General features: G+C 55.0%; 17 protein-coding genes. 13 read left to right on the top strand and 4 right to left on the bottom strand.

All coding sequences use genetic code 11. The features are described 5' to 3' along the window. Positions 1 to 4 precede the first annotated feature (4 nt). Entirely contained in the window at positions 5 to 931 is a 927-nt protein-coding gene (ttcA, locus tag ACQZQY_RS16415; RefSeq protein WP_122095625.1) for a tRNA 2-thiocytidine(32) synthetase TtcA, read from the bottom strand. Between the two features lie 229 nt (positions 932 to 1,160). Between ttcA and ACQZQY_RS16410 the strand changes: the two genes are divergently transcribed. Beyond that, positions 1,161 to 1,394, top strand: coding sequence for a YgdI/YgdR family lipoprotein (locus ACQZQY_RS16410; RefSeq protein ID WP_056770372.1), 234 nt, complete (start codon positions 1,161 to 1,163; stop codon positions 1,392 to 1,394). A 33-nt stretch (positions 1,395 to 1,427) separates the two neighbouring features. Beyond that, positions 1,428 to 1,655, top strand: a complete 228-nt coding sequence (locus ACQZQY_RS16405; protein ID WP_056770375.1) for a YgdI/YgdR family lipoprotein — start codon at positions 1,428 to 1,430, stop codon at positions 1,653 to 1,655. A gap of 80 nt (positions 1,656 to 1,735) precedes the next feature. Here ACQZQY_RS16405 and ACQZQY_RS16400 read toward each other — a convergent pair whose 3' ends face one another. Next, a complete protein-coding gene (locus ACQZQY_RS16400) occupies positions 1,736 to 3,544 on the bottom strand; it encodes a sodium:solute symporter family transporter (protein WP_056770378.1) in 1,809 nt (602 codons plus the stop codon). Between the two features lie 291 nt (positions 3,545 to 3,835). Here ACQZQY_RS16400 and ACQZQY_RS16395 point away from each other — a divergent pair, with 291 nt between their 5' ends. From ACQZQY_RS16395 to ACQZQY_RS16365, 7 genes are all read left to right on the top strand, one after another. Further along, positions 3,836 to 5,128: an alginate lyase family protein gene (locus ACQZQY_RS16395; protein WP_431297201.1), complete on the top strand. Its 1,293-nt coding sequence runs from the start codon at positions 3,836 to 3,838 to the stop codon at positions 5,126 to 5,128. Further along, the gene (locus ACQZQY_RS16390; RefSeq protein WP_431296024.1) at positions 5,125 to 7,254 is read left to right on the top strand and encodes a heparinase II/III domain-containing protein; all 2,130 of its coding nucleotides are present in this window, start codon (positions 5,125 to 5,127) and stop codon (positions 7,252 to 7,254) included. Before ACQZQY_RS16395 ends, ACQZQY_RS16390 begins: the two co-directional genes overlap by 4 nt. A gap of 13 nt (positions 7,255 to 7,267) precedes the next feature. Beyond that, complete coding sequence (locus tag ACQZQY_RS16385; protein ID WP_390972164.1) at positions 7,268 to 8,044, top strand: SDR family NAD(P)-dependent oxidoreductase; 777 nt, start codon at positions 7,268 to 7,270, stop codon at positions 8,042 to 8,044. Between the two features lie 93 nt (positions 8,045 to 8,137). Continuing rightward, positions 8,138 to 8,860 carry a FadR/GntR family transcriptional regulator gene (locus ACQZQY_RS16380; protein WP_431296023.1) on the top strand — a complete coding sequence of 241 codons (723 nt, stop codon included), beginning with the start codon at positions 8,138 to 8,140 and terminating at the stop codon, positions 8,858 to 8,860. Between the two features lie 992 nt (positions 8,861 to 9,852). Then, entirely contained in the window at positions 9,853 to 10,632 is a 780-nt protein-coding gene (locus tag ACQZQY_RS16375; RefSeq protein WP_260307244.1) for a helix-turn-helix domain-containing protein, read from the top strand. A 137-nt stretch (positions 10,633 to 10,769) separates the two neighbouring features. Continuing rightward, positions 10,770 to 12,017, top strand: a complete 1,248-nt coding sequence (locus ACQZQY_RS16370) for an MFS transporter (protein ID WP_431296022.1) — start codon at positions 10,770 to 10,772, stop codon at positions 12,015 to 12,017. A gap of 41 nt (positions 12,018 to 12,058) precedes the next feature. Then, entirely contained in the window at positions 12,059 to 14,716 is a 2,658-nt protein-coding gene (locus ACQZQY_RS16365) for a family 78 glycoside hydrolase catalytic domain (protein ID WP_431296021.1), read from the top strand. A 67-nt stretch (positions 14,717 to 14,783) separates the two neighbouring features. Here ACQZQY_RS16365 and nifJ read toward each other — a convergent pair whose 3' ends face one another. Next, complete coding sequence (nifJ, locus tag ACQZQY_RS16360) at positions 14,784 to 18,308, bottom strand: pyruvate:ferredoxin (flavodoxin) oxidoreductase (protein WP_431296020.1); 3,525 nt, start codon at positions 18,306 to 18,308, stop codon at positions 14,784 to 14,786. Between the two features lie 304 nt (positions 18,309 to 18,612). On the opposite strand from nifJ, the gene ACQZQY_RS16355 reads away from it, so the two are divergent. Continuing rightward, complete coding sequence (locus ACQZQY_RS16355) at positions 18,613 to 18,897, top strand: putative hemolysin (protein WP_056770399.1); 285 nt, start codon at positions 18,613 to 18,615, stop codon at positions 18,895 to 18,897. A gap of 94 nt (positions 18,898 to 18,991) precedes the next feature. On the opposite strand, the gene hslJ is transcribed toward ACQZQY_RS16355, so the two are convergent. Continuing rightward, positions 18,992 to 19,414: a heat shock protein HslJ gene (gene hslJ, locus ACQZQY_RS16350; protein WP_056770403.1), complete on the bottom strand. Its 423-nt coding sequence runs from the start codon at positions 19,412 to 19,414 to the stop codon at positions 18,992 to 18,994. 237 nt (positions 19,415 to 19,651) lie between these two features. Here hslJ and ACQZQY_RS16345 point away from each other — a divergent pair, with 237 nt between their 5' ends. The 3 genes from ACQZQY_RS16345 to ACQZQY_RS16335 all read left to right on the top strand — a co-directional run bounded on the left by ACQZQY_RS16345 (position 19,652) and on the right by ACQZQY_RS16335 (position 23,018). Beyond that, positions 19,652 to 20,752 (top strand): ABC transporter ATP-binding protein, encoded by a 1,101-nt coding sequence (locus ACQZQY_RS16345; RefSeq protein WP_431296019.1) that lies wholly within the window; start codon positions 19,652 to 19,654, stop codon positions 20,750 to 20,752. Between the two features lie 65 nt (positions 20,753 to 20,817). Next, positions 20,818 to 22,098 (top strand): ABC transporter substrate-binding protein, encoded by a 1,281-nt coding sequence (locus ACQZQY_RS16340; protein ID WP_183847191.1) that lies wholly within the window; start codon positions 20,818 to 20,820, stop codon positions 22,096 to 22,098. A gap of 8 nt (positions 22,099 to 22,106) precedes the next feature. Next, on the top strand, positions 22,107 to 23,018 hold the full coding sequence (locus ACQZQY_RS16335) for a carbohydrate ABC transporter permease (protein WP_056770412.1): 912 nt from the start codon (positions 22,107 to 22,109) through the stop codon (positions 23,016 to 23,018). Positions 23,019 to 23,021: the final 3 nt, after the last annotated feature.

The following is a 23,021-nucleotide window of genomic DNA, read 5'->3' as shown; positions in this document are numbered from 1 at the left end:
AAGATTATTTAATTTCCAGCACGTTCAGACGCTCAACCACCGCGACGGTTTCATCGTCTTCCGGCTGCCAGCCGACCGGCTGCATCGGGATCTCTTCCCGGTCGAATGCCAGATCACCGCCGTCTACCACGTCGCTGCCATGCTGAATCCCTTTAAAATCAAAAAGATTCATATCATTAAGATGTGAAGGCACCACATTTTGCATCGCGCTGAACATGGTTTCGATGCGACCCGGATACTTTTTATCCCAGTCTTTCAGCATGTCGCCGATCACCTGGCGTTGCAGGTTTGGCTGCGAACCGCACAGATTACAAGGAATGATCGGGTATTCACGGGCAATCGCGAAACGTTCGATGTCTTTCTCGCGGCAGTACGCCAGCGGGCGGATCACGATATGTTTACCGTCATCGCTCATCAGTTTCGGTGGCATACCTTTCAGCTTGCCGCCGTAGAACATGTTGAGGAACAATGTTTGCAGAATATCGTCGCGGTGATGGCCGAGCGCGATTTTGGTACACCCAAGCTCTGTGGCGGTGCGGTATAAAATGCCGCGGCGCAGACGTGAGCAGAGGGAGCAGGTGGTTTTGCCTTCCGGGATCTTATCTTTGACGATCGCATAAGTGTCTTCGGTGACAATCTGATATTCCACGCCCAGTTCCTGCAAATATTCAGGGAGAATATGCGCCGGGAAACCCGGTTGTTTCTGGTCAAGATTGACGGCAATCAGGGAGAAATTCACCGGTGCGCTTTTTTGCAGATTGCGCAAAATTTCCAGCATGGTGTAACTGTCTTTACCGCCTGACAGGCAGACCATAATGCGGTCGCCTTCTTCGATCATTCCGAAATCCGCAATCGCTTTACCGACGTCACGACGCAGGCGCTTTTGCAGTTTATCAATGTTGTATTTTTCTTTCTGAATTGGACTTGTCACAAATTTCTCTTTCGCAAAATCGCGGCGCACAGGCCGCCAGTGTCTATGCGCAGTAGGGTACGGATTTTGGTGCCTGCTGTCAGGTGGATTTTTGTGAAAACCCGCTTTTTTTGCGTCCAAAAAACAGCCAAAAAACTTCCGTTTGTCTGATTTTGGGCTGAATGTGAAATTCGTGACTATAGTTAATAGACTAATTGTTAAGTCAAAACCCCAATTCAGGAGGGAAGATATGAAAAGGAAAAACCTTATTGCCGCATCGCTGGCCGCCGTCTCAATACTGTTTGTTGCAGGCTGCGCCTCGAATCAGGCAATAAAAACGACGGACGGAAAAACCATCGTAACGGACGGAAAACCACAGGTCGATGACGATACCGGTCTGGTGTCGTACAAAAATGCAGAGACAGGTAAGACAGAGCAGATTAACCGTGATCAGGTTAAAAACATGAGCGAACTGGATAACTAATTTTTCAGGTCAACAATGACAAAGGAGAGAACGATGAACAGGAAATTGATTTTGCCACTTGCCGCATTAATCAGTGTCGCAGCGTTGTCAGGCTGCACCCGCACGAGTTATGCCATTCAGACCAATGATGCCCGTACCATCATCAGCGACGGAAAACCGAAAGAAGCTGAAACTGGCTTACTGGAATATACCGATGCAAATGGTGTGAAACAGCAAATCAGTAAAACTGAAGTCAAACAAGTGACGGAACTGCCAAAGTAATATCGCTTTATGTCTGTTTTTTCCGAAATCTGAACCCGCCTCACCAGGCGGGTTTTTTTATGGGTTAAACACGCGACGCCTTAGCGTTGCGACGCCACGATTTTGACCTTATCTGCCGCCGCTGCTTTCTCTGCTTTAGCGGCATTCATGCCTTTTTCTGCGCTGCGGTGCAAAATCCAGCCGAAAACAAGAATCGACAGGGCGCAGAGCAGGAACAGAATCCGTCCCCACAGCGGGTTTGGCACCAGGACCATCAGCAGTAATCCGGCACCCATGTACATGGAGATCCGCCCGATTTTATCCCGTTGCAGGCGGTCGAATTCATCCTGTTCGTTGTCGGCATACACCGGGGTTTCCATGTCGATGAAGAACTGTTTGCGCTGAGTTTCGCGCGCCGTGTTGGCTTCGCGATAGAACAGGGTGGTCAGGCAGAAGAAGCCGCCGGTAAACACCAGATGCGAGAAGATGTTCCACATGATCGCCACATCCAGCAGCTCACGTGCGGTCAGCGTAATGCCGGCGAGCCGGGCGACGTCCGGCGCGGTGAACACATTGGCGACGATGTAAGACACGCACAGCCCGAACAATACGGTGACCCAACCCGCCCAGTCCGGCGTTTTACGGATAAACACCCCGAGGAACAGCGGCACCACGATCGGCGCCTGCATCAGCGTACCGACTTTCATCATCAGGTCGAACAGGCTGACGGTCTGCATCGTGTGCATATATTGCGCCACCAGAATCACCAGCACGCCGTTGACCACGCAGGCGATCTGGCCGACGCGCAGCTGATATTTGTCGCTGCGCTCGCCGTTGCGGTTGACGATCGGCGTCCAGAAGCTGCGCACAAAGATCCCCGAGTTACGGTTCAGCGCACAGTCCATCGATGACATGGTGGCGGCAAACAGCCCGGCCATCAGCAGGCCGACGGTGCCGAGCGGCATCGCGCGTTCGGCGAAAATCAGATACACCGCATCCGTGGCGTTTTTCCCCAGTTCAGGGTGTGCGGTGGCGGCGTCCGGATAAAGGATGGCCACCGCCCACGGCGGGATAAACCAGATAATCGTGCCGACCAGCATCAGCAGCAGCGCAAACAGCGCGGCCTTTTTGGCATTGAAACTGTCTTTGGCATTCAGAAAACGATAGGAATCCTGGAGGTTGTTGATGCTCTGCACATTTTTGATGAAAAAGAACAGGAAGCAGGCCACCAGAATCGAGATGTAGTGCGGCCCGACGTCCGGCCCGGTGAAGAAGCCGGAAGGGAATTCGGTCACCAGTTTGACCGGTCCGCCGACTTTAAACAGCGCCACCACCGCGCAGGCGATGGAAATGATCGCCACCACCAGCGTCTGCACAAAATCGCTCGCCACCACGCCCCATGCGCCGCTCAGCAATGAAATCACCAGCACCACCACGCCGGTCACCCACAGCGTCAGCGTAATGTCGTGCTTGAACACTGCGCTGGCAAACACCGCCAGACTGTTCAGCCACACACCGGCACTCAGAATACTCAGCGGAATGATCATCCAGGTGAAAAACTGTTCGTTACCTTTGCCGAAGCGATGGTTGATCGCCTCTGTGGCAGTATCGACCCGTAACTGACGAAAGCGGGTGGCGAACCACCACCAGGCGATCAGGTAACCGAACACGTTACCGGCAAACACGCTGACCACGTTGAAGCCGTAACGGTAAGCCTGTCCGGCGGCACCGGTAAAAGTCCAGGCGCTGAACTGGATCATGAACGCGGTGGCGCCGACCATCCACCAGAGCATGCGTCCGCCGCCGCGAAAGTAATGGCTCGAGGAGCCGGATGCCATTTTTTTGAAGGCATAACTGATGGCAATCATTAAGACGAAGTAACCGATCATGACCAGAACATTGATATCCATTGTCGTTACTCTCTCGTTTGCAGGTGAGGTGTTTTTGGTTATGTATTGAGCAAGCGTAGAAGAGGGTGATGAAATTAAAAGTCCGACAAATAAGAAATGCTTAGTTTGTTATCGATTTGTGAAGCGGGTCACTTGTTGGGCGTATTGTGGCTTTTTAAGCCAATTCTGACTGGCGCCTCTCAGCATTCATTGCTTTATTTGTAGTACTAAAGCGAACATTCATTGTAATCCGGAGAACGCATGATGTTATTTCAGTGCCGTACCCTTGGGGTAAAAAAGCTCGCCGCCGCGATGGCGATGACATTTTGCAGCGCAGGCGCACTGGCGGCAGAACCGGCCTTTCTGAATACCGCACAGATGGACGTTGTGCGTCAGCAACTGCATGACAACACCGCCGCCCCGCAGACCTCTGAGGCCTATCGGCAGTTGCTGGCGGCAGCGGATTCGGCGCTGAAAAAACCCAACCTCAGCGTCACTGATAAAGGCATGACGCCGCCCGGCGGTTCGAAACATGACTATCTCAGCCTGAGCGCCTACTGGTGGCCCGACGAGAGTAAAACCGACGGATTGCCGTGGATCCGCAAAGACGGTCACGTCAATCCGGCCAGCAAAAATGATCAGAGCGACGGTGTGCGGCTGGCGGATTTTACCGCACGGGTGCAGAACCTGACGCTGGCCTGGTATTTCTCCGGCGAACAAAAATACGCTGACAAAGCCGCCAGCCTGCTGCGCACCTGGTTTATCACCCCGCAAACCCGCATGAACCCGAACCTGAATTTCGCGCAGGGCGTGCCGGGGATCTCGCCGGGCCGCAACGCGGGCGTGCTGGACGGGCGCTATTTCTCCACCCGCATCGTCGATTCGCTGGTGCTGCTGCGCGGTAATCCGGCGTGGAGCGACAACGATGAACAGCAGTTACGGGCGTGGATGACGGAGTATCTGCACTGGCTTCAGGGCAGCAAAATCGCCAAAAAAGAGGGGCGGACTGAGAACAATCACGGCAACTGGTACGTTACGCAGGTTTCCGGCATTGCCTGGTATCTCGGCGATAAAGCGGTGATTGGCGAGATGGCGACGCTGATGAAAAGCAAACTCGACGTACAACTTCGCCCCGACGGCACGCAGCCCGCCGAACTGGCGCGGACCCGCTCCTTCCATTACAGCTATTTCAACCTGCAGGCGATCAGCATGATGGCGGTGCTGGCGCAGAAAAACGGCATCGATCTCTGGCATTACAAAACCCCGCAGGGTGGCAGTGTGCTGACCTCGCTGGATTTCATGGCGCGCTTTAGCGATCCCGCTGTGCCCTGGCCGTATAAATCCATCGATCTGATCCGTGTGCGCCCGCTGCCGTTACTTTCCTGGGCGGATAACGCCACCGGCCAGCAGCGTTATCAGCAAAAAATCCGCAGCGCGGCCTTCACTTTACCGCCAGCGGATAACACTAAAAAAATGGCGGGCGGATATCACGAAGACGTCACCCGTGGCGCGGTGCGTGAGGCTGAACGCGAAACCTGGCTGCTTTCGCTGCCGTCGTTTGCCACCGGGTATGTCGCGCCTCAGCCACAGGAGAGCGGAAAATGAAACCCTGGCTGCCTTTGCTGATATCCGCTGATGAGGCGGAAAAATTGCGTGCGGAAATTAACGCGGATTCTCTGGCGGGCGAGACACTGCGCGGGCAGATTTCCGCGCTGGAGCATTACATGCTGAACGCACCGCAGATCCCCGGCCAGGGCGAGGCGGGCGGCCCGGAGCACGCGCAGCACAAGCAAAATTATCTCTATATCCATCTCGCCGGACGCCTGTTTCTGATCACCGGCGAGCCGCGTTACCGTGATTTCGCGCTGGCGCTGCTCACCGGCTATGCCGATATTTATCCCTCTCTCGGCAGCGCCACCAGCAAAGACAGCAATGCGCCGGGGCGGTTGTTCCACCAGACGCTGAACGAAAACATGTTCTGGTTGTACACTGTCGAAGGCTACCACTGCCTGATCCCCACGCTTGACGCCGGTCAGCGTGAACACATCGAAGCGGGCCTGTTCCGCGTGATGGCCGACGATGCGCTCAACCGGCACAGCAAAGATTTCGATATCGTGCACAACCACGGCATCTGGTCGGTGGCCGCTGCCGCTTTCAGCGGCTATGCCCTTGACTCTCCGTCACTGGTCGAAAAAGCCCTTTACGGGCTGAAAGGCGACAGCGACAGCGGCGGATTTTTCGCCCAGCTCGGCCAGCTGTTTTCACCGGACGGCTATTACATCGAAGGGCCGTATTATCACCGCTTTGCGCTGCGCCCGCTGCTGATGCTGGCGGAAGTCATCGAACGCCGTCAGCCGGAATTACAGATTTACGCCTTCCGCGATCAGATCATCCGTAAAACCTGCGAAGCGCTGATGCAGACCGCGTTTCCCGACGGCATCTGGCCTGCGCTTAACGACGCCTCCAAAACCATGGGTATCGGTGACGAGGGCGCGGTGATCGCTGCCAGCGTCTGTTATCACCGTTATGCGCACAACCCGCAGTGGCTGGCCGTCGCCCGGCAGCAAAACACCGTCTGGGTCAGCCCGGCGGCGCTCGATTTATCGGCGGCGTTGAAAAATACGCCACCCGCACCGGTGAGCTGGGGAAGTGTTGCCCTGCGCGACGGTCCGCAAGGTACGCAGGGTGGTCTGGGGATTTTGCGCACTCCCGGTCAGGAGATGGCGCTGATGTGGTACGGCCAGCATGGCAGCATTCCGCGTCTGCATTCGGCGCTCAACCACGGCCATTTCGACGGCCTGCATCTCAGCCTGTTCAGCCGCGGGCGCGAATATTTACGTGACTACGGCTTTGGCCGCTGGGTAAACGTCGAGCCGAAATTTGGCGGTCGCTACATTCCCGAGAACAACAGCTACTGCAAACAAACCGTCGCGCACAACACCGTGGTGGTGGATGAGCAGAGCCAGAACGGCGGGCACAGTCTGGAGGCCGAAACCCGCTGGGGCGAGCAGCATTTCTTCGTGACCGATAACCCGGCAGGACAGGGCATGAGTGCCCGGCTGCATGACTATTACCCCGGCGTCGATCAGCAGCGCACCGTGCTGATGCTGCAACTGCCGGAGTGCAGTGCGCCGCTTATCGTCGATGTTTTCCGTCTGATCAGTGCGCAGGCGCATCGCTATGATTATTGCCTGCATCACCTCGGCCAGTTTGTGCGCAGCGACGTGACGCTGGCGGTGGCAGAGCACCTGAAACCGCTGGGTGAAAACCACGGTTATCAGCATCTGTGGGATTGCGCCCGCGGCGCGGTGGCGGCGGGAGAGTCGGCTTTATTCAGCTGGCTCGACGGCGATGCCTACCGCACGATGATCAGCGCCTTTCCGGACGGTGGCGAGCTGATTGTCGCCCGCACGGGAGCGCAGGATCCTCATTTTAACCTGCGTAATGAACCGGCACTGTTGTTGCGAACCCACGGCAGCCGGGCGATTTTCGCCAGCGTATTTGAAACGCATGGCTATTTCGACGAGGCCAGCGAAACCTCGGTGGACGCGCGCGGAAAGGTTGAGCGCGTCAGCGTGGTCAGCCATGACGATGAGCACACGGCACTGACTATCGGCTTTGCCTCACAGCGGACGCTGAGCGTTCGCATCAACAACCGCGCCGCGCCGACGTCTGCCAACGCGTTCAGCGTGGCGTGGCAACCCGACACACCTCTGAACATCCCTGAATAATGAAGGAGTCATCATGTTTAACGATTTAAAAGGTCAGCGAGTTTTGATTACCGGTTCAACCAAAGGTATCGGTCTGGCGGCGGCCAAAGCTTTTGCGGCGGCGGGGGCTAAGGTCGGCATTAACGGCCATCGCCACGATGCCAGCCTCAACCAGCTGGCGTCGGAAATTGAAAGTCACGGCGGCGAAGTGGTCTATTTTGGCGCAGACGTCACCCGGTCCGCCGAGTGCGAGGCGCTGGTATCGCGCTTCGTCGAACATTTTGGTGGCCTTGACGTTCTCATCAATAACGCGGGCGGTCTGGGCGGACGTCAGGGGCTGGAAAGCATTGACGACGATTTTTACGACCATGTCATGGATCTCAATGCCCGCTCGGCGCTGATGGTCACGAAATACGCCATTCCGCATCTGCGTCATTCGGCGAAAGAAAGCGGTAAAACCACTTCGGTGATCAGCACCGGTTCCATCGCCGGGCGCGAAGGCGGCGGCCCCGGTGCCAGCTTGTACGCGGCGTCCAAAGCCTGGCTGCACAACGTTCACCGTAACTGGGTGAAAGAGTTCACCAAAGATAACATCCGTTTCAACGTGATTTCGCCGGGCACCATCGACACCGTTTTCCACGCGGATAAAAGCGCTGAAGTGCGGGAGAAAATCGCCGGTTCGATCGCCATGGGGCGCTTTGGCACCAGCGAGGAGCTGGCACCCAGCTTCCTGTTTTTCGCCTCGCACGCGTGCAGCGGCTACATCACCGGCCAGATCTTAGACATTAACGGCGGGCAGATGGCGCCGTAGCGCACAGTTCTTCAGTTTCAAAGCGGAGGGCGCATGCAGCGTGCCTCCGCCTGAACTATGCTGTCGGCAATCTGCACTGAAAAAGGGAAGAGTATGACGATGCAGTTTGAAACCGCCGCAGGCATGACGCGTGGGCTGAACACCCACATTGCCCGCGATATCGCCCGTAAAATTCTCTCCGGCGAACTGGCTTCCGGTGCCATTTTGCCGAGTGAAATCGAGCTCGGCGAACAGTTCGGTGTCAGCCGCACGGCCCTGCGTGAAGCGCTGAAATTGCTCACGTCTAAAGGGCTGCTGGAATCACGTCCAAAAATCGGCACCAGGGTAAAAGAGCGTGCGCAATGGAACATGCTCGACCCGCAACTGCTGGAATGGATGCAGGGCATGGAAGCGACGGAAGAGATTTATCACCAGTTTCTGGAGTTTCGCAAAGCCATCGAACCGCACGCCACCGCGCTGGCGGCCGTGAATGCCAGCAAAGAGCAGCGCATTGAACTGTCGCGTATTTATCGCCAGATGTGCCACGTCTCGGAGAACTTCGACGCGCAGGCCTGGGTGGAGATCGACACCCAGTTCCACCGGATGATTTTCATCTCATCCGGCAACTGTTTCTATGTTCCGTTCGGCAATGTGCTGACCACCATTTTCAAATGGTTCTTTGAATACTCCTCCAAAGAAGGCGGCATGTGCCTCAATGAGCATAAAAGAATTTATGAAGCGATCATGGCAGGAGACGAAGGCGCGGCGTATTCAGCATCGCTGGGGCTGATGAAAGGGCATAAACATAGGTTGAGTCGGGGCGGGGGCGGAGTTTAGAGATAACTTCAAGGTCAACACCGTGGGTTGCCACCCACACCGGCCTTAAGGGGGGCTTATCGCCGCCCCCCTTAAGAATCCCAGGCTCTTTTCACTGCGGACTGCCGCTCGCGGGCTATTTTTCAGAGGCATCTGTGAATACTCCAACGTCAAAACCTTGGGCTCGCCGCCCAAACGGGCCTTAAGGGGGGCTTATCGCCGCCCCCCTTAAGAATCCCAGGCTCTTTCACTGCGCGCTGCCGCTCGCTGGCTATATTCCAGCGGCTCCGGCTATTGCCGCAAACTCCGCCGCTACGCGGTCCTCTCATTTCAGGTTCGAACCCGCTCGGAAAAACACCCTCGCGGTTTCTCACCGTTCATTCGACGTCGTTTTGAGCGCGGCCAGAGGCTTCTTAAAGCACAACCTCACCGTTTTCGACTTTATAACTCAGAAATAAATCAGAAAATTAAGTCTCAATAATCATTTGAATTACATAGCCATTGGCCGCGCTCAAAAATCACGCCGGAGGGAGTGGTGGAAAACCGCGCGTGTTTTTGCGCGGGTTGTAACCCGAGCGGAGGGCACCGCGCAGCGGCGGGATTTTGCGGCAATAGGAGGAGTTTCTGAAACATAGCCAGCGAGCGATAGCGCGCAGTGAAAAGAGCCCGGGGTTCTTAGGGGTGGCGGCGATAAGCCACCCCTAAGGCCGGTGTGGGTGGCAACCCACGGTGTTGACCTTGACCTAAAGCTGAAATACCCCATCTCACTCTATTGTCATTTATGACACAAATATCACTATTACTTACGCCCCAGTGCCAACCCGCCTTATAGACTTGTCATCACTATTACGCTTTAATCATGCCATCGGAGCGGAATAATCATTCAGGGAACAGGATGAATAATTAAATCCCTTATAAGGAATTAACTCGGTGATTTTATGAGGACATTACAGGTCAGGGATTTCTTTCTTTCAGAACAGCACGCTTTCAGTTTATTCGATATGAATCACCAAATGATGGAAGATGTCCACCGGCATGAATTTGATGAGTTGGTTATTGTTCGTCACGGCAGCGGGTTTCATATTATTAACGATCAGGTGGAGTTTATCTATAAAGGCGACTTCTTTCTGGTGGCGGCTAATGATATTCACTGCTATCAGTCAACCAATAAATTGTCCGTGATAAATGTCTTGCTGCATAAAGAAAGAGAATTTAAATTCATTCAAAACATTGATGCGTTAATTCATCCGATCGCCGAGCCTCCCTGTACGATGAAAAAGCATCGCGTAAGCCTTACCGATGAGGAACTGAATAAAATAGGCAGCGTGGCCGACATGATTAATTCACAGTGCGACGCAGAGTTTGACAGCCATTACTTTGCCTGCGCGGAGTCCGGCCTGCTGTCGATCATTGTGACGCTCTTTCAGTGCGCCAGCAGAAAAGGGGACCGCATCCACAATACTGATAGCGGCAAGCGACACCTGCTCAATTATTTACGCGAGAATTACGCCAGCAGCATTAACTGGGACTATTTATGCGAAGAAAGCGGCGTCGCGAAAAGAACCATGTTCCGCTTTATTAAAGAAATAACCGGTTATACGCCTGAACAGTTTCAGAGCCGGTATCGCCTGTTAAAAACGCAGGAGTTATTACGCACATCAGATTATCCGATTGGCAAAATTGCCACGCTGTGCGGATTTAATAATGCGCCGCGCTTAACCGAAGCCTATAAAAAACAGTTTCAACGCACGCCTTCTCAGGAACGTGCGCGGGTGAGTAATAGTGTTATTTGAACGTCACGGGTAAAAATAAGTCATTCCTCTGCAAAATAAAAAACAGTGAGAGATAAAATTAACGATAACTCATAAAGGTAATTATTATGTCAATCATCAAACGGACAAATCCCTGGTATGTGGGGGGAGTCTCTGGCATGGCCTCTTATATTGATTCTTCGGCAATTGTATCAAACGGAACGGCACTGGTTATTTATCAGAAAGCCATCGGAACAACGTCAGTGGAAATCGGGATCCTTTCCGGTGTATTAACGTTATGTATTGCGCTCGGCGCACTTCTTGGCGGCAGGCTGGGAGATTGCTATGGCAGACGTAAAGTCTTTATCACCACCATGGCGATGATTATTACCGGCACTCTGTTACTGGCATTTGGCATTAATTTCCAGATGCTGCTGATCGGCACTCTTTTTGTCGGGCTGGGAACGGGGGCCGATCTGCCGGTTTCATTAGCCACCATTGCCGAAGCGGCTACCGATAAAAACCGGGGCAAAATTATCGGGCTTTCGAATCTTTTATGGTTTCTGGGCATCGTGATGACCATGGCGATTTCCGCCATGGTGGGCGGCTGGGGCCAGGCTGGGGCGCAAATCATGTACCTTCATGTTTGCGTGGTCGCGGCGATATTACTGTTATTACGCTGCACAATACCGGAATCGGGGTTATGGCTGAGTGCTAAACAAGATCGTGAAAAAGGCATTTCCAGCGTTCGTGCCCAAAAAACAGCATTTAAGGATCTGATCCGGGGAAAATATCTCTGGCCCTTCGTCGCGCTGTGTATTTTCTACAGCTTCACCAATCTTGCTGCGAATACAGGCGGGCAGTTTGGGACATATATTGCGGTGAACGTGGTAGGCATCAGCGTGGAGAAAAATTCTCTGTGGAACCTGATGACCATGCCGGTAGGCGTGGTGGCGGGAATTATGTTTATGCGGTTTGTCGATACGAAAAAACGGATGCCGACATTTATTCTCGGCGCCTTCTGTTTTGCCGGGGGATTTTTCCTGCCGGTGATATTTAATTTCTCTCCCATCTCCTGGTTCAGCTGTTTGTTCTTTACCGCGCTGGGCAGCGGGCTGGCGTTTGAAGGCATTATGAAAGTCTGGTCGCAGGAATCATTCCCGACCATGCTCCGCTCAACGGCGCAGGGCATTATTGTAGCGATCTCCCGTTTATCCTGTGGTTTGCTGGCCTTTGTCACCCCGTTATTACTTGATGCCGGGCCGATTGCGCTGTACTCGATTTTATCCACGGTCGTGGCACTCGGATTATTGATTGGCTGGCTGTGTTTCCGCGGTAAACCCCGTAATGAATTTAAAAGTGAGGCTGAACCTTTCTTTGAGGATTCACCGGTATTTCATATTGATACGCCCGCAGCAAAAATTTAATTCTTTCACAGTGAAAGGATCCCCTATATAAGGAATGCGAAATGATGTTATCAGTGAGAAAATTGACGTTAGATCACGAACCGGCTTTATCGGGCGTGGAACGGTTACCCGTGATGGGATGGAAAATCGAAAGCCGTCATCGCAATGTCAGACAAACCTCCTATCAGCTGCAAATCAGTCAGGATATTTGTTTTAACCAGATCGTTTTCGACAGCGGCGTCCAGCACAGTGAACAGTCGAACAATATTGTTTTAGCAAATTTCACATTAATGCCTTCTGCCCGCTATTTTGTCCGCGTACGTGTACAGGATAATTATGATGAAACCAGCGCATGGAGCGAACCTGCCGGGTTTATTACCGGTCTGCTTGATAGCGGATGGCGCGCAGAGTTTATTTCGGCGGAGAAACCAGAAGACAAAAATAATTCAAAAGCCACGCTGCTAAGAAAAACCTTCGAGGCAGACGGTCATAAATCCATTTCCTCCGCGTTTGCGCATGTCAGTGCGTGGGGTATTTATCAGTTGTATGTGAACGGGAATAAAGTCGGTACAGATGAGCTGACGCCGGGATGGACCAGTTACGCTCATCATCTGCTTTATCAGACGTATGATCTCACGGATATCCTTTGCGGCGGGCTAAATGTTATCGGCGCGATGTTAGGTGCCGGCTGGTATAAGGGCGATATGGGGTTCACCCGCGACCGTAATTATTATGGCGAAAATACCGCGCTTATTTGTCAGGTGGTCATTACCTATACCGACGGCTCACAAGACATCATTAACACTGACGAAAGCTGGGAAGGGGACGATTCTCCCATTCTGTTTGCGGAAATTTATGACGGCGAAATTTACGACGCCCGGCAAGAACAAACCGGCTGGAGCTCGCAGAAATTCACCCCGCGGGTCTGGCGGCCGGTCAGGGTGATGGCAGGCGATAAAACGGTGCTTAAAGCGCAGGCAAGCGGCACGGTTAAGCAGACAGAAAGGCTGAAACCGGTCGCGATGATCACCACGCCGCAGGGCGATCGCGTGATCGACTTCGGCCAAAACCTCAGCGGCTGGTTGGAATTTTGCGTTAAAGGCCGCGCGGGGCAGAAAGTGATATTGCGCCATTTCGAAGTGCTGGACGCCGCGGGAAATGTCTATCTCGATAATCTGCGCTCCGCGAAGCAGCGCACCGAATATGTGCTCAAAGGTGAAGGGGAAGAGTGCTGGCATCCGCACTTTACCTGGCAGGGATTCCGCTACGTAAAAGTCGAGGAGTATCCGGGTGACGTGGATCTGAATCATTTCACCGCCATTGTCCTGCACTCTGCGATGGAACAGATCGGAGAATTCTCCTGCTCCAGTGCGGAACTCAATCAGTTGCATCACAATATTCTGTGGGGACTGAAAGGCAACTTTATCGATGTGCCAACGGACTGCCCGCAGCGCGATGAGCGGCTCGGCTGGACGGGGGATGCGCAGATTTTCTGCCGCACCGCCAGTTATCTGATGCAGACGCGAAATTTCTTCGCCAAATGGCTGACCGACCTGCGTTATGACCAGACACCTGAAGGCGGCGTGCCGCATGTTGTCCCGGACATTCTGACCAACCATTGCGGCAAAGATCGTTTGCTGGCCGATGGCGGCACCCATTCGGCTTCTGCGTGGGCCGATGCGGCGGTGATCAACCCCTGGACGATGTATCTGATGTACGGCGATACGCGGGTGCTTGAAGATCAGTACGACAGCATGAAAGGCTGGATTGATTTCATGGAGGCGCATTCAGAGCATCACCTCTGGCGCTATAAACTCCAGTTTGGCGACTGGGTGGCGCTGGACGCAAAAGAGGGCAGCTATTTCGGAGCAACGCCCAACGATCTGACCTGCACTGCCTACTTTGCTTATTCCACGCTGCTGTTTTCTAAGGCCGCCAGCGTATTAAACCGCACCGCGGATCACCGGAAATACGCCGATCTGCATGACAAAATCGTCCACCGCTTCCAACAGGAGTTCTTCACTCCCGCTGGCAGGCTGGCGGCCAGAACCCAGACGGCACATATTCTGGCGCTCTATTTTAATCTGGTCCCGGAGGCCTTCCGCCAGAGAACAACAGAGACGCTGGTCGAACTGTTAAACGAACACGACGGCCATCTGGTGACCGGCTTCGTCGGCACACCTTATTTCTGTCATGCCCTCAGCCAGAATGGCCGGCTGAAGGAGGCCTGGCAGTTATTGCTGAAAGACGATTTTCCGTCATGGCTGTATCAGGTCAAAGCCGGTGCGACGACGATCTGGGAGCACTGGGATGGCATCAAACCCGACGGCTCAATGTGGAGCGCGGACATGAATTCATTCAATCATTACGCCTATGGCGCGGTGGGCGAATGGTTATACCGCGTAGCGGCAGGCATTGAAGCTGACGAAGATCAGCCCGGATTCAAACATGCGGTCATTCAGCCGCGGCCCGGCGGCGGCCTTGACTGGCTTGATGCCCGTTATCAGTCGATTTACGGCGCGATAGGCGTGCGCTGGGAAGTGAATGGTCAGACAGTGGATCTTCGGGTCAGCATTCCGGCGAACACCTGCGCGACGCTCCTGCTGACGGACGGCAAAACATTGCATGAAACCGATGGCATTGATTTTGTGCCCTGCGTGCAAGGGTATACGGCGGAAGTGGGGTCGGGGGAATATCGGGTGAAATATGCGTTAGTTTGAGTTTCAGGTCGCGGGTTGCCGCTGGTGGGCTATATTCCACCAGCGGCTCCGGTTATTACCGCGAGACTTAAGACTCCGTTTTCTTCCCTGCCAGCATCGCCAGAAAATCATATTTCTGCTGCAACTCTTTCTCCGCTGCGGCATACAACATTTCCGCGACTTCCGGCTGCTTTGCATTCAGCCTTCTGAAACGCTGCTCGTTATTGAGCGTGTCAGTCAGCCCGCTGGATGGCGGCCTTGAGTCGAGCGCCAGCGCCGGTTTCCCTTCTTCCACACGACGCGGGTCGAAGCGGTACAGCGGCCAGAAACCGGTGGTGGTCAGCTGTTTCATCTGATCGTGGCTGAGTGCCAGATCATAGCCGTGTTCCTCGCACGGGCTGTACGCGATAATCAGCGACGGCCCCGGATAAGCTTCAGCTTCCTGAATGGCTTTGACGGTCTGGTTGAGCTGCGCACCGAGGGAAATCTGCGCGACGTAAACATGGCCGTACATCATCATGCTGACACCCAGATCTTTGCGCGATTTGCGTTTGCCCTGTTCGGCGAATTTCGTCACCGCGCCGAGCGGGGTGGCCTTCGACTGCTGTCCGCCGGTGTTGGAATAACACTGGGTATCGAGCACCAGCACGTTGACGTTTTCCGTCAGGCTCAACACGTGATCCAGCCCGCCGAAACCAATGTCATACGCCCAGCCGTCGCCGCCAATCAGCCAGATGGATTTATCCACCAGATAATCGGCGTCCGTTGCCAGTTGCCGTGCGTCCGGCGTGTCGATATCAGCCAGAATTTTACGCAGCGCCGTGACATGTTCGCGTTTCACTTCCGGCGTGGAGGTGTCATCGCGCAGGCCGCCTAAGACGTCCGCCGGAATATGTTCTTCCAGCGAGGCGACTAAGCGCAGCACGCGGCGGCGGTGCTGATCAACCGTCAGCCGGAAGCCCAGACCGAACTCGGCGTTATCTTCAAACAGCGAGTTCGCCCAGGCCGGGCCACGGCCTTCGGCGTTGGTGGTGTAAGGCGTGGACGGCAGGTTACCGCCGTAAATTGAGGAACAACCGGTGGCATTGGCGATCAGCAAGCGGTCGCCATACAGCTGGGTAATCAGTTTGATGTACGGCGTTTCGCCACAGCCGGAGCAGGCACCGGAATACTCAAACAGCGGCGTGATCAGCTGCGACGTGCGGATGTCGATGCGTTCCAGCGTGCTTTGATCAATCTCCGGCAGTTTGAGGAAGAAGTCGTAGTTTTCGCGCTCTTCCTCGAGGTGCTCAATGCGATCCGCCATGTTAATGGCTTTGATCGACGGATCCTGACGATCTTTCGCCGGGCAGACTTCGACGCACAGATTACAGCCGGTGCAGTCTTCCGGTGCGACCTGCAACACGTATTTCTGGCCGCGCATATCGCGGGATTTCACATCCAGCGATTGCAGGGCAGACGGCGCAGCGTCCAGATATTCAGGCTGAACCACTTTGGCGCGGATCGCCGAATGCGGGCAGGCGGCGACGCAGTGGTTGCACTGAGTACACAAATCCGGTTTCCAGATCGGCACTTCTTCGGCAATGTTGCGTTTTTCCCACTGCGTGGTGCCGGTCGGCCAGGTGCCGTCCGGCGGGAACGCCGAAACCGGCAGCGCATCGCCAAGACCTGCCAGCATCGCGGTGGTCACCGTTTTCACAAAGTCCGGTGCGGCATCGGAGACGATCGGCGGGCGTTTGCGCGGGTTTTCAGGAATGGGCTGTAACGGCACGGCAACCAGTTCTTCCAGCGTTGCACCGAGCGCCATCCAGTTGCGGGTCACCACGTCTTCGCCTTTGCTGCTGTAGCTGCGGGCGATTGCACCCTGCAATTCTTTCAGCGCTTCGTCACCCGGCAGGATCTGCGTCAGGTGGAAGAACGCCATCTGCATGACGGTATTAATGCGTGCGCCGAGTTTACATTCGCGGGCAATTTTGGCGGCGTTGATCACGTAGAAACGGGCTTCTCGCTGATGCAGGGTGGCCTGCACTTCCAGCGGCAGCCGCGCCCAGACTTCATCGGCGCTGAACGGCGTATTCAACAGGAAAATGCCGCCGTGACGCAGGCGCTCTGCCATCTGGTAAAGATCGATAAACTGCCACTGATGACACGCCACGAAATGCGCCTGCGTCACCAGATAGGCAGATTTGATCGGAGATTGGCTGACGCGCAAGTGCGACACCGTCAGGCCACCGGCCTTTTTGGAGTCGTAAACGAAATAACCCTGCGCGTACATCGGCGTGCTGTTACCGATGATTTTGATGTTGTTTTTGGTCGCCGACACCGAGCCGTCGCTGCCCAGCCCGTAGAACAACGCTTCCAGAGAGGCGCGCTCCGGCAACTCTTCTTCTGTTACCGGCAGGGACAACCCGGTGACGTCGTCATAAATGCCGACTGTAAAGCGCGGGCGCGGCTGGCTCAGCGACAGTTCGCGAAATACTGACATCACGCAGTCCGGGCCGAACTCTTTCGAGGATAATCCGTAACGGCCGCCGATCACTTTCGGCAGCGAATCACGTTCGCCACGCGAATAGGCTTCGGCCAGCGCGGTCATCACGTCGAGGTACAACGGCTCAGCCAGCGAGCCAGGCTCTTTGGTGCGATCGAGCACCGCAATGCTTTTCACCGTTTGCGGCAGCACGGACAACAGATGTCCGGCACTGAACGGGCGGTACAAACGCACTTTCAGCACGCCGACTTTCTCGCCACGCGCATTCAGGGTTTCGATCACTTCTTCTGCGGTGCCAATGCCGGAGCCCATCAGGACGATCACCCGTTCGGCCTGCGGATCGCCGACATAGTCGAACGGCTTATATTCGCGGCCGGTGAGGGCGGCAAATGCATTCATTGCGTCAATAACATGCTGGCAGGTGGCGTTGTAATAAGGATTGGTGGCTTCACGCGACTGGAAATACGTGTCCGGGTTAGCGGAGGTGCCACGGATCACCGGATGATCAGGTGAAAGTGCGCGGGCGCGGTGGGCGTCAATCTGCGCCTGTGGCAGCATCTGCTGGAGGGTATCGTCACTCAGCGGGGCAATTTTATTGATTTCATGCGAGGTGCGGAAACCGTCGAAGAAATGGATAAACGGCACGCGGCTGTTGAGGCTGGCGACCTGCGAAATCAGCGCGAAATCCTGGGCTTCCTGCACACTGGCGGCAGAGAGCAGGGCGCAGCCGGTCTGGCGTACAGCCATAACGTCGGAGTGATCGCCAAATATCGACAGGGCGTGCGTCGCCACGGTACGGGCGGCGACGTGCAATACAAACGGCGTCAGCTGACCGGCCAGTTTGTACAGGACTGGGATCATCAGCAACAGACCCTGCGACGAGGTGAAAGAGGTCGATAATGCGCCGGTCTGCAACGCGCCGTGGACGGTGGAAATCGCGCCGGCCTCGGACTGCATTTCCATTACCGTCGGGACATCGCCCCACAAATTTTTCTTTCCTTCGCCTGACCAGGCACCGGCAATTTCGGCCATGGTAGAACTCGGCGTGATCGGATAGATGGCAATGACTTCGTTAGTGCGATAAGCCACGGAAGCGACTGCGTTATTACCGTCAGTGGTGATCATGGAATACCCTTTGCTTGCTCACAAAACAGGCCGGTAAATATGCGGTTTTACCGGCAAGAATGATAAAAGCTTAGCAGAGGGCGGAATAATCAATTTATCCTGATTGTGTGCAAGGTTTTTTATTAGTCAGGTGAATGAATCGGCCGTGCGGAAAGCGAAAGTGTTTCTGTTTATGAACAAAACCCCGATTTTTAGGAAAAAGTTGATGTTCTTTCGCCGGAAGGCTCGACGCAGACGAAAAACGTCGGATATGATGACCGTTCTATAATTCCCCGCTATATCGCACTATTCAGGAGCAGGACAGATGATCACTGCGTTTCGCGTGTTACTGGCCACCGGCGTGCTGGTGTTATCCGCATGCAGCAGCCACGAAGAGTCGGCTGATGTTCCACAAAAAGGCAACAGCGTGAATGTTGGCCAGCGCACCGTGAATATGGACAGCCCTGCGTTTGCTGCCTGTTCTATGGCAGGCGGACAATTGCGACTGGCTCCTCAGCTTGACGGCAGCCGCGTCGGGATGTGTTCAATGGCGAATGGCCGTCAGTGCTCTGAAAGCGCGTTGATGCAGGGCCGTTGTACCGCAGGTTAATGTACCGCAGGCTAAGCTTTTACCCCAGTCACTGACCTTGGTGAGCTTCCGGGGCATGATGTCAGTTGCTGCTCAGACCTGATCCCAAACGGGATTACATCCGGTCTTTGAGGCGATAAATCAGCGTATGTTTGCCCTGTGTCAGGATCATTTTGTGATCCTGCAAGGTCACTGCTGCGCCATGACTGAGCACATCACCTATCACCTGATCCCATTTGTTCAGATTCTCGTCGCTGCACAGCATCCGGGTCGAGGCCAGACCTTTCACGGTCAGCACGTTGTTTTGCAACTCGCCCTGGCCGAAGAAGTTATTACACATTTTGCCGGAAACGTGCATTTTCTCCCCAAACTCGATCTCCGGAATACGCCCCTGCGCCGCCGGAACGGTCTGCCCGTCAACGCTCAGCAGTTCAAACCGGTGATGCTGTAAATCGTGTTGTTTCACGGTGGTGTCCTGACCCATGCTGCATGCGCTCAGTGTGATGGCTGTCGCCAGAATAAACAGTGCCTTTTTCATCTTCTCTCCTGAGAAATATTCCATTCACATTCTCCGATGCAATAGATTCATCTGGATAATGCGTAATTTTCAATTCTATTGTAGCGTGAATGAATAAGGATGTTAAAGGCCAGATTGGCCTGGGAGAGCCACTGCGCCCGTTCTGCCCGTCTTCCTCCTGTCATCTGCACATCATAAAACCGTCATTTTACCCCGCTAGGTTATGCCCATCCTCGGTCACAGAGATGCATTACGGGCATGAGCTATTTATCACTCCATCACATCCAGAAATCATGGGGAAACAAGGTCGCACTTAACGACATCAGTTTTGATGTGGAAGAGGGCGATTTCATTGCGTTACTGGGGCCGTCGGGCTGCGGTAAATCCACCATGCTGCGCACTATCGCCGGGCTGGAGTCTGCCGACAGCGGGACGATTTATTTCCGTCAGGAGGATGTCACCGCGCTCTCGCCGTCGCAGCGCAAACTGTCGATGGTTTTCCAGTCCTATGCGCTTTTCCCGCACATGAGCGTGCGCGAAAATCTGCTGTTTGGCCTGCGGGCACGGGGGGAAGACAAGCGCCATTTCGCCGCCCGTCTGGCTGAGGTCGGTAAACTGATGGAGTTGGATCAACTGCTTGACCGGTTGCCGTCGCAGCTTTCAGGCGGACAGCAGCAGCGCGTGGCGCTCGGGCGGGCGGTCATCGCCAATAATAAGCTCTGCCTGATGGATGAACCGCTGTCCAATCTTGACGCCAAACTGCGCCAGAGCATGCGCCGCGAAATCCGCGCGATTCAGAAAAAGCTCGGTCTGACGATGGTTTATGTCACCCATGACCAGACGGAAGCCATGAGCATGGCCGATAAAATCATTCTGCTTAATGACGGCTGCATCGAGCAGCACGACACGCCGGACAATCTCTATAACAACCCGACCAGCATTTTCGCTGCGCAGTTCATTGGTGCGCCGCCGATGAATATCCTGCCGCTGGTGCATCGCGGTGCGCATCATTATCTCGCCAGCATGCCGGTACCGGTGGTGGAACATCCGGACGAGGCGCTCAGTCTCGGGCTGCGGGCTGAAGATATTCAGCTGACCGACGCAGCGCACGCCGGTCTTACCGCGCAGGTCATCAGCCACGAATACATGGGTGCCGACACCCTGGTGGTGTGCGCGCTGGCCGGATACCCGGAGCCGCTGACCGTAAAAGTCGCCGGTATGCGCCGCTTCGCCGAAGGCCAGACGGTCGGGCTGCAATGGGCAACCGGCGCACAGTATTTTTTCTTCACGGCGGGCGGCAAGCGCTGTTACCGCGCTGAACGTGCCTGTTTATCCTCAGAAAATAAAGTCGCTGTGTAATTTGTACCTTTTGTTTTTATTCATTTTTTGACTTCACAACACGGTTAAATGCCAAAGGGAAAATCATGTCACCTGCTCATCGTTTCTCACGCCTTGCCACTGCATTGTTGTTGATCACCGGCACCTCCGCATTTGCGGCTGACCCGGTTAAATTGCAAATGTATTACCCGATCGCCGTTGGCGGCAAAATCAGCCATACGGTAGATACCCTGGTGGAAGACTTCCAGAAAACCCATCCGGACATCAGCATTCAGCCGGTATATACCGGCGATTACGCCACCACCGTCACCAAAGCGCTGACCGCGTTTCGCGGTGGCAATGCGCCGCAAATCGCGGTGATCGGTGATATCGAAGCCTATTCCCTGATTGACGCGGGCGCGATCCTGCCGGTCAGCGATCTGGCCAATGACGCCGAGGGCAAAAAGTGGATCGACGGCTTCTATCCGGCGTTTATCCGCCACATTCAGGACAAAGTGTGGAGCATTCCGTTCCAGCGTTCGACCGTGGTGTTGTACTGGAACAAGCAGGCGTTTGAGAAAGCCGGTCTGAACGGTGACACGCCACCGGCCAACTGGCAGCAGGTGGTGGATTTCGGCAAGAAACTGGTGATCCGCGACGGTAACGACGTCAAACAGTGGGGCATCGAGATCCCTTCCACGCCAAACGGCTACTGGAACTTCCAGGGGATCGCCGCCACTAACGGCAGCCATCTTGATAACGGCAAAGGCACGGCGGTCACCTTCGACACGCCGGCAAACGTCGAAGCCTTACAGTGGCTGACCGATCTGGCACAGAAAGACGCGGTATCGCCTAAAGGCGCGATTGCCTGGGGCACCACGCCGCAGGACTTTATCGACGGTAAAACCGCGATGATGGTCACCACCACCGGTAACCTGACGACCGTGCGCGACAACGCGAAATTCCCGTTCGGCGTGGCGATGCTGCCTGAGAAAACCCGACGCGGCAGCCCGACCGGCGGCGGTAACCTGTACGTCTTCAAAAATACCACGCCGGAACAGCAGAAAGCGGCGATGGCGTTTATTCGCTGGGTCTCCGCGCCTGAACAGGCTGCCCGCTGGAGTATCGCGACCGGTTATGTGGCGACGTCTCCTGCCGCGTGGGAAACACCGGTGATGCAGGAGTACGTGAAAAAAGTGCCACAGGCGCTGGTTGCCCGTGAACAGCTGAAATATTCCCAGCCTGAGCTTTCCACCTACAACAGCGTGCAGATCCAGGAACTGATGAACCATGCGATCGAAGCCGCCGTGACGCAGGCGAAAACCCCGGCAGATGCGCTCAGCTCTGCGCAAAAACAGGCTGACCGTCTGTTGAAACCGTACCAGTAAGGAACGGCATGAGCACTCTGCACGCTGTCGCACCGGCACCCCGCACACGCGGGTTGTCTTTACAGGTTTATGGCTACCTGCTGCTGTTACCGGCACTGGGCTTTTTGCTGATGTTTACCCATTACCCGATGCTGGCAACGCTGTGGGAAAGCGTGTTCAGCGCCGCGCGCAACGGGCATCCGGCGCAGTTTGTCGGGCTGGATAATTACCGCGCCTTGCTTGACGACGATACTTTCCTGTTGTCGCTGCGTAACAACCTGCTGTACGCGGCGATCACCATTCCACTGTCTGTCGTGCTGGCGCTGCTGATGGCGCTGGCGGTTAACCGCCGCCTGCGCGGCAACGCCGTCACCCGTGCGGCCTTCTTCATTCCTTCTTTACTGCCGATGGTGGCGATCGCCAATTTGTGGCTGTTTTTCTACACGCCGCAGCTCGGGTTGCTCAACAAACTGCTGGCGCTGTTTTCTCTGCCCGCCGTCAACTGGCTCGGGCAGCCGGATACCGCGCTGTACAGCCTGATGGCCGTCTCGGTATGGCGTGAAGCGGGATTCTTCATGATTTTTTATCTCGCCGCGTTGCAGCAAATCGATCCGCGCCTTGCCGAGGCGGCTGAAATCGAAGGAGCGTCGCGGGGGTATTATTTTCGTCGCGTGCAGTGGCCGCTGCTGATGCCCACCACGCTGTTTATTTTGATCAACGCCTCGATGAACGCGTTCCGTATTGTCGATCAGGTGATTGCCATGACCAACGGCGGGCCAAACAACAGCACCAGTTTGCTGCTGTTTTACATCTACCGCACCGCTTTCAGTTACTGGGATTTGCCGTATGCCTCGGCGATGACCGTTGTGCTGCTGGTGATCCTGGCGAGCATTGCGCTGATCAAATTTAACCTGATGGATAAAAGGGCACATTATCAGTGAAAC

Source organism: Rahnella sp. PAMC25559, from assembly GCF_050632365.1.
Classification (GTDB): Bacteria; Pseudomonadota; Gammaproteobacteria; order Enterobacterales; family Enterobacteriaceae; genus Rahnella; species Rahnella rivi.
The sequence above is the reverse complement of the archived record's forward strand: the minus strand, read 5'-3'. Positions and strand labels throughout refer to the sequence as shown.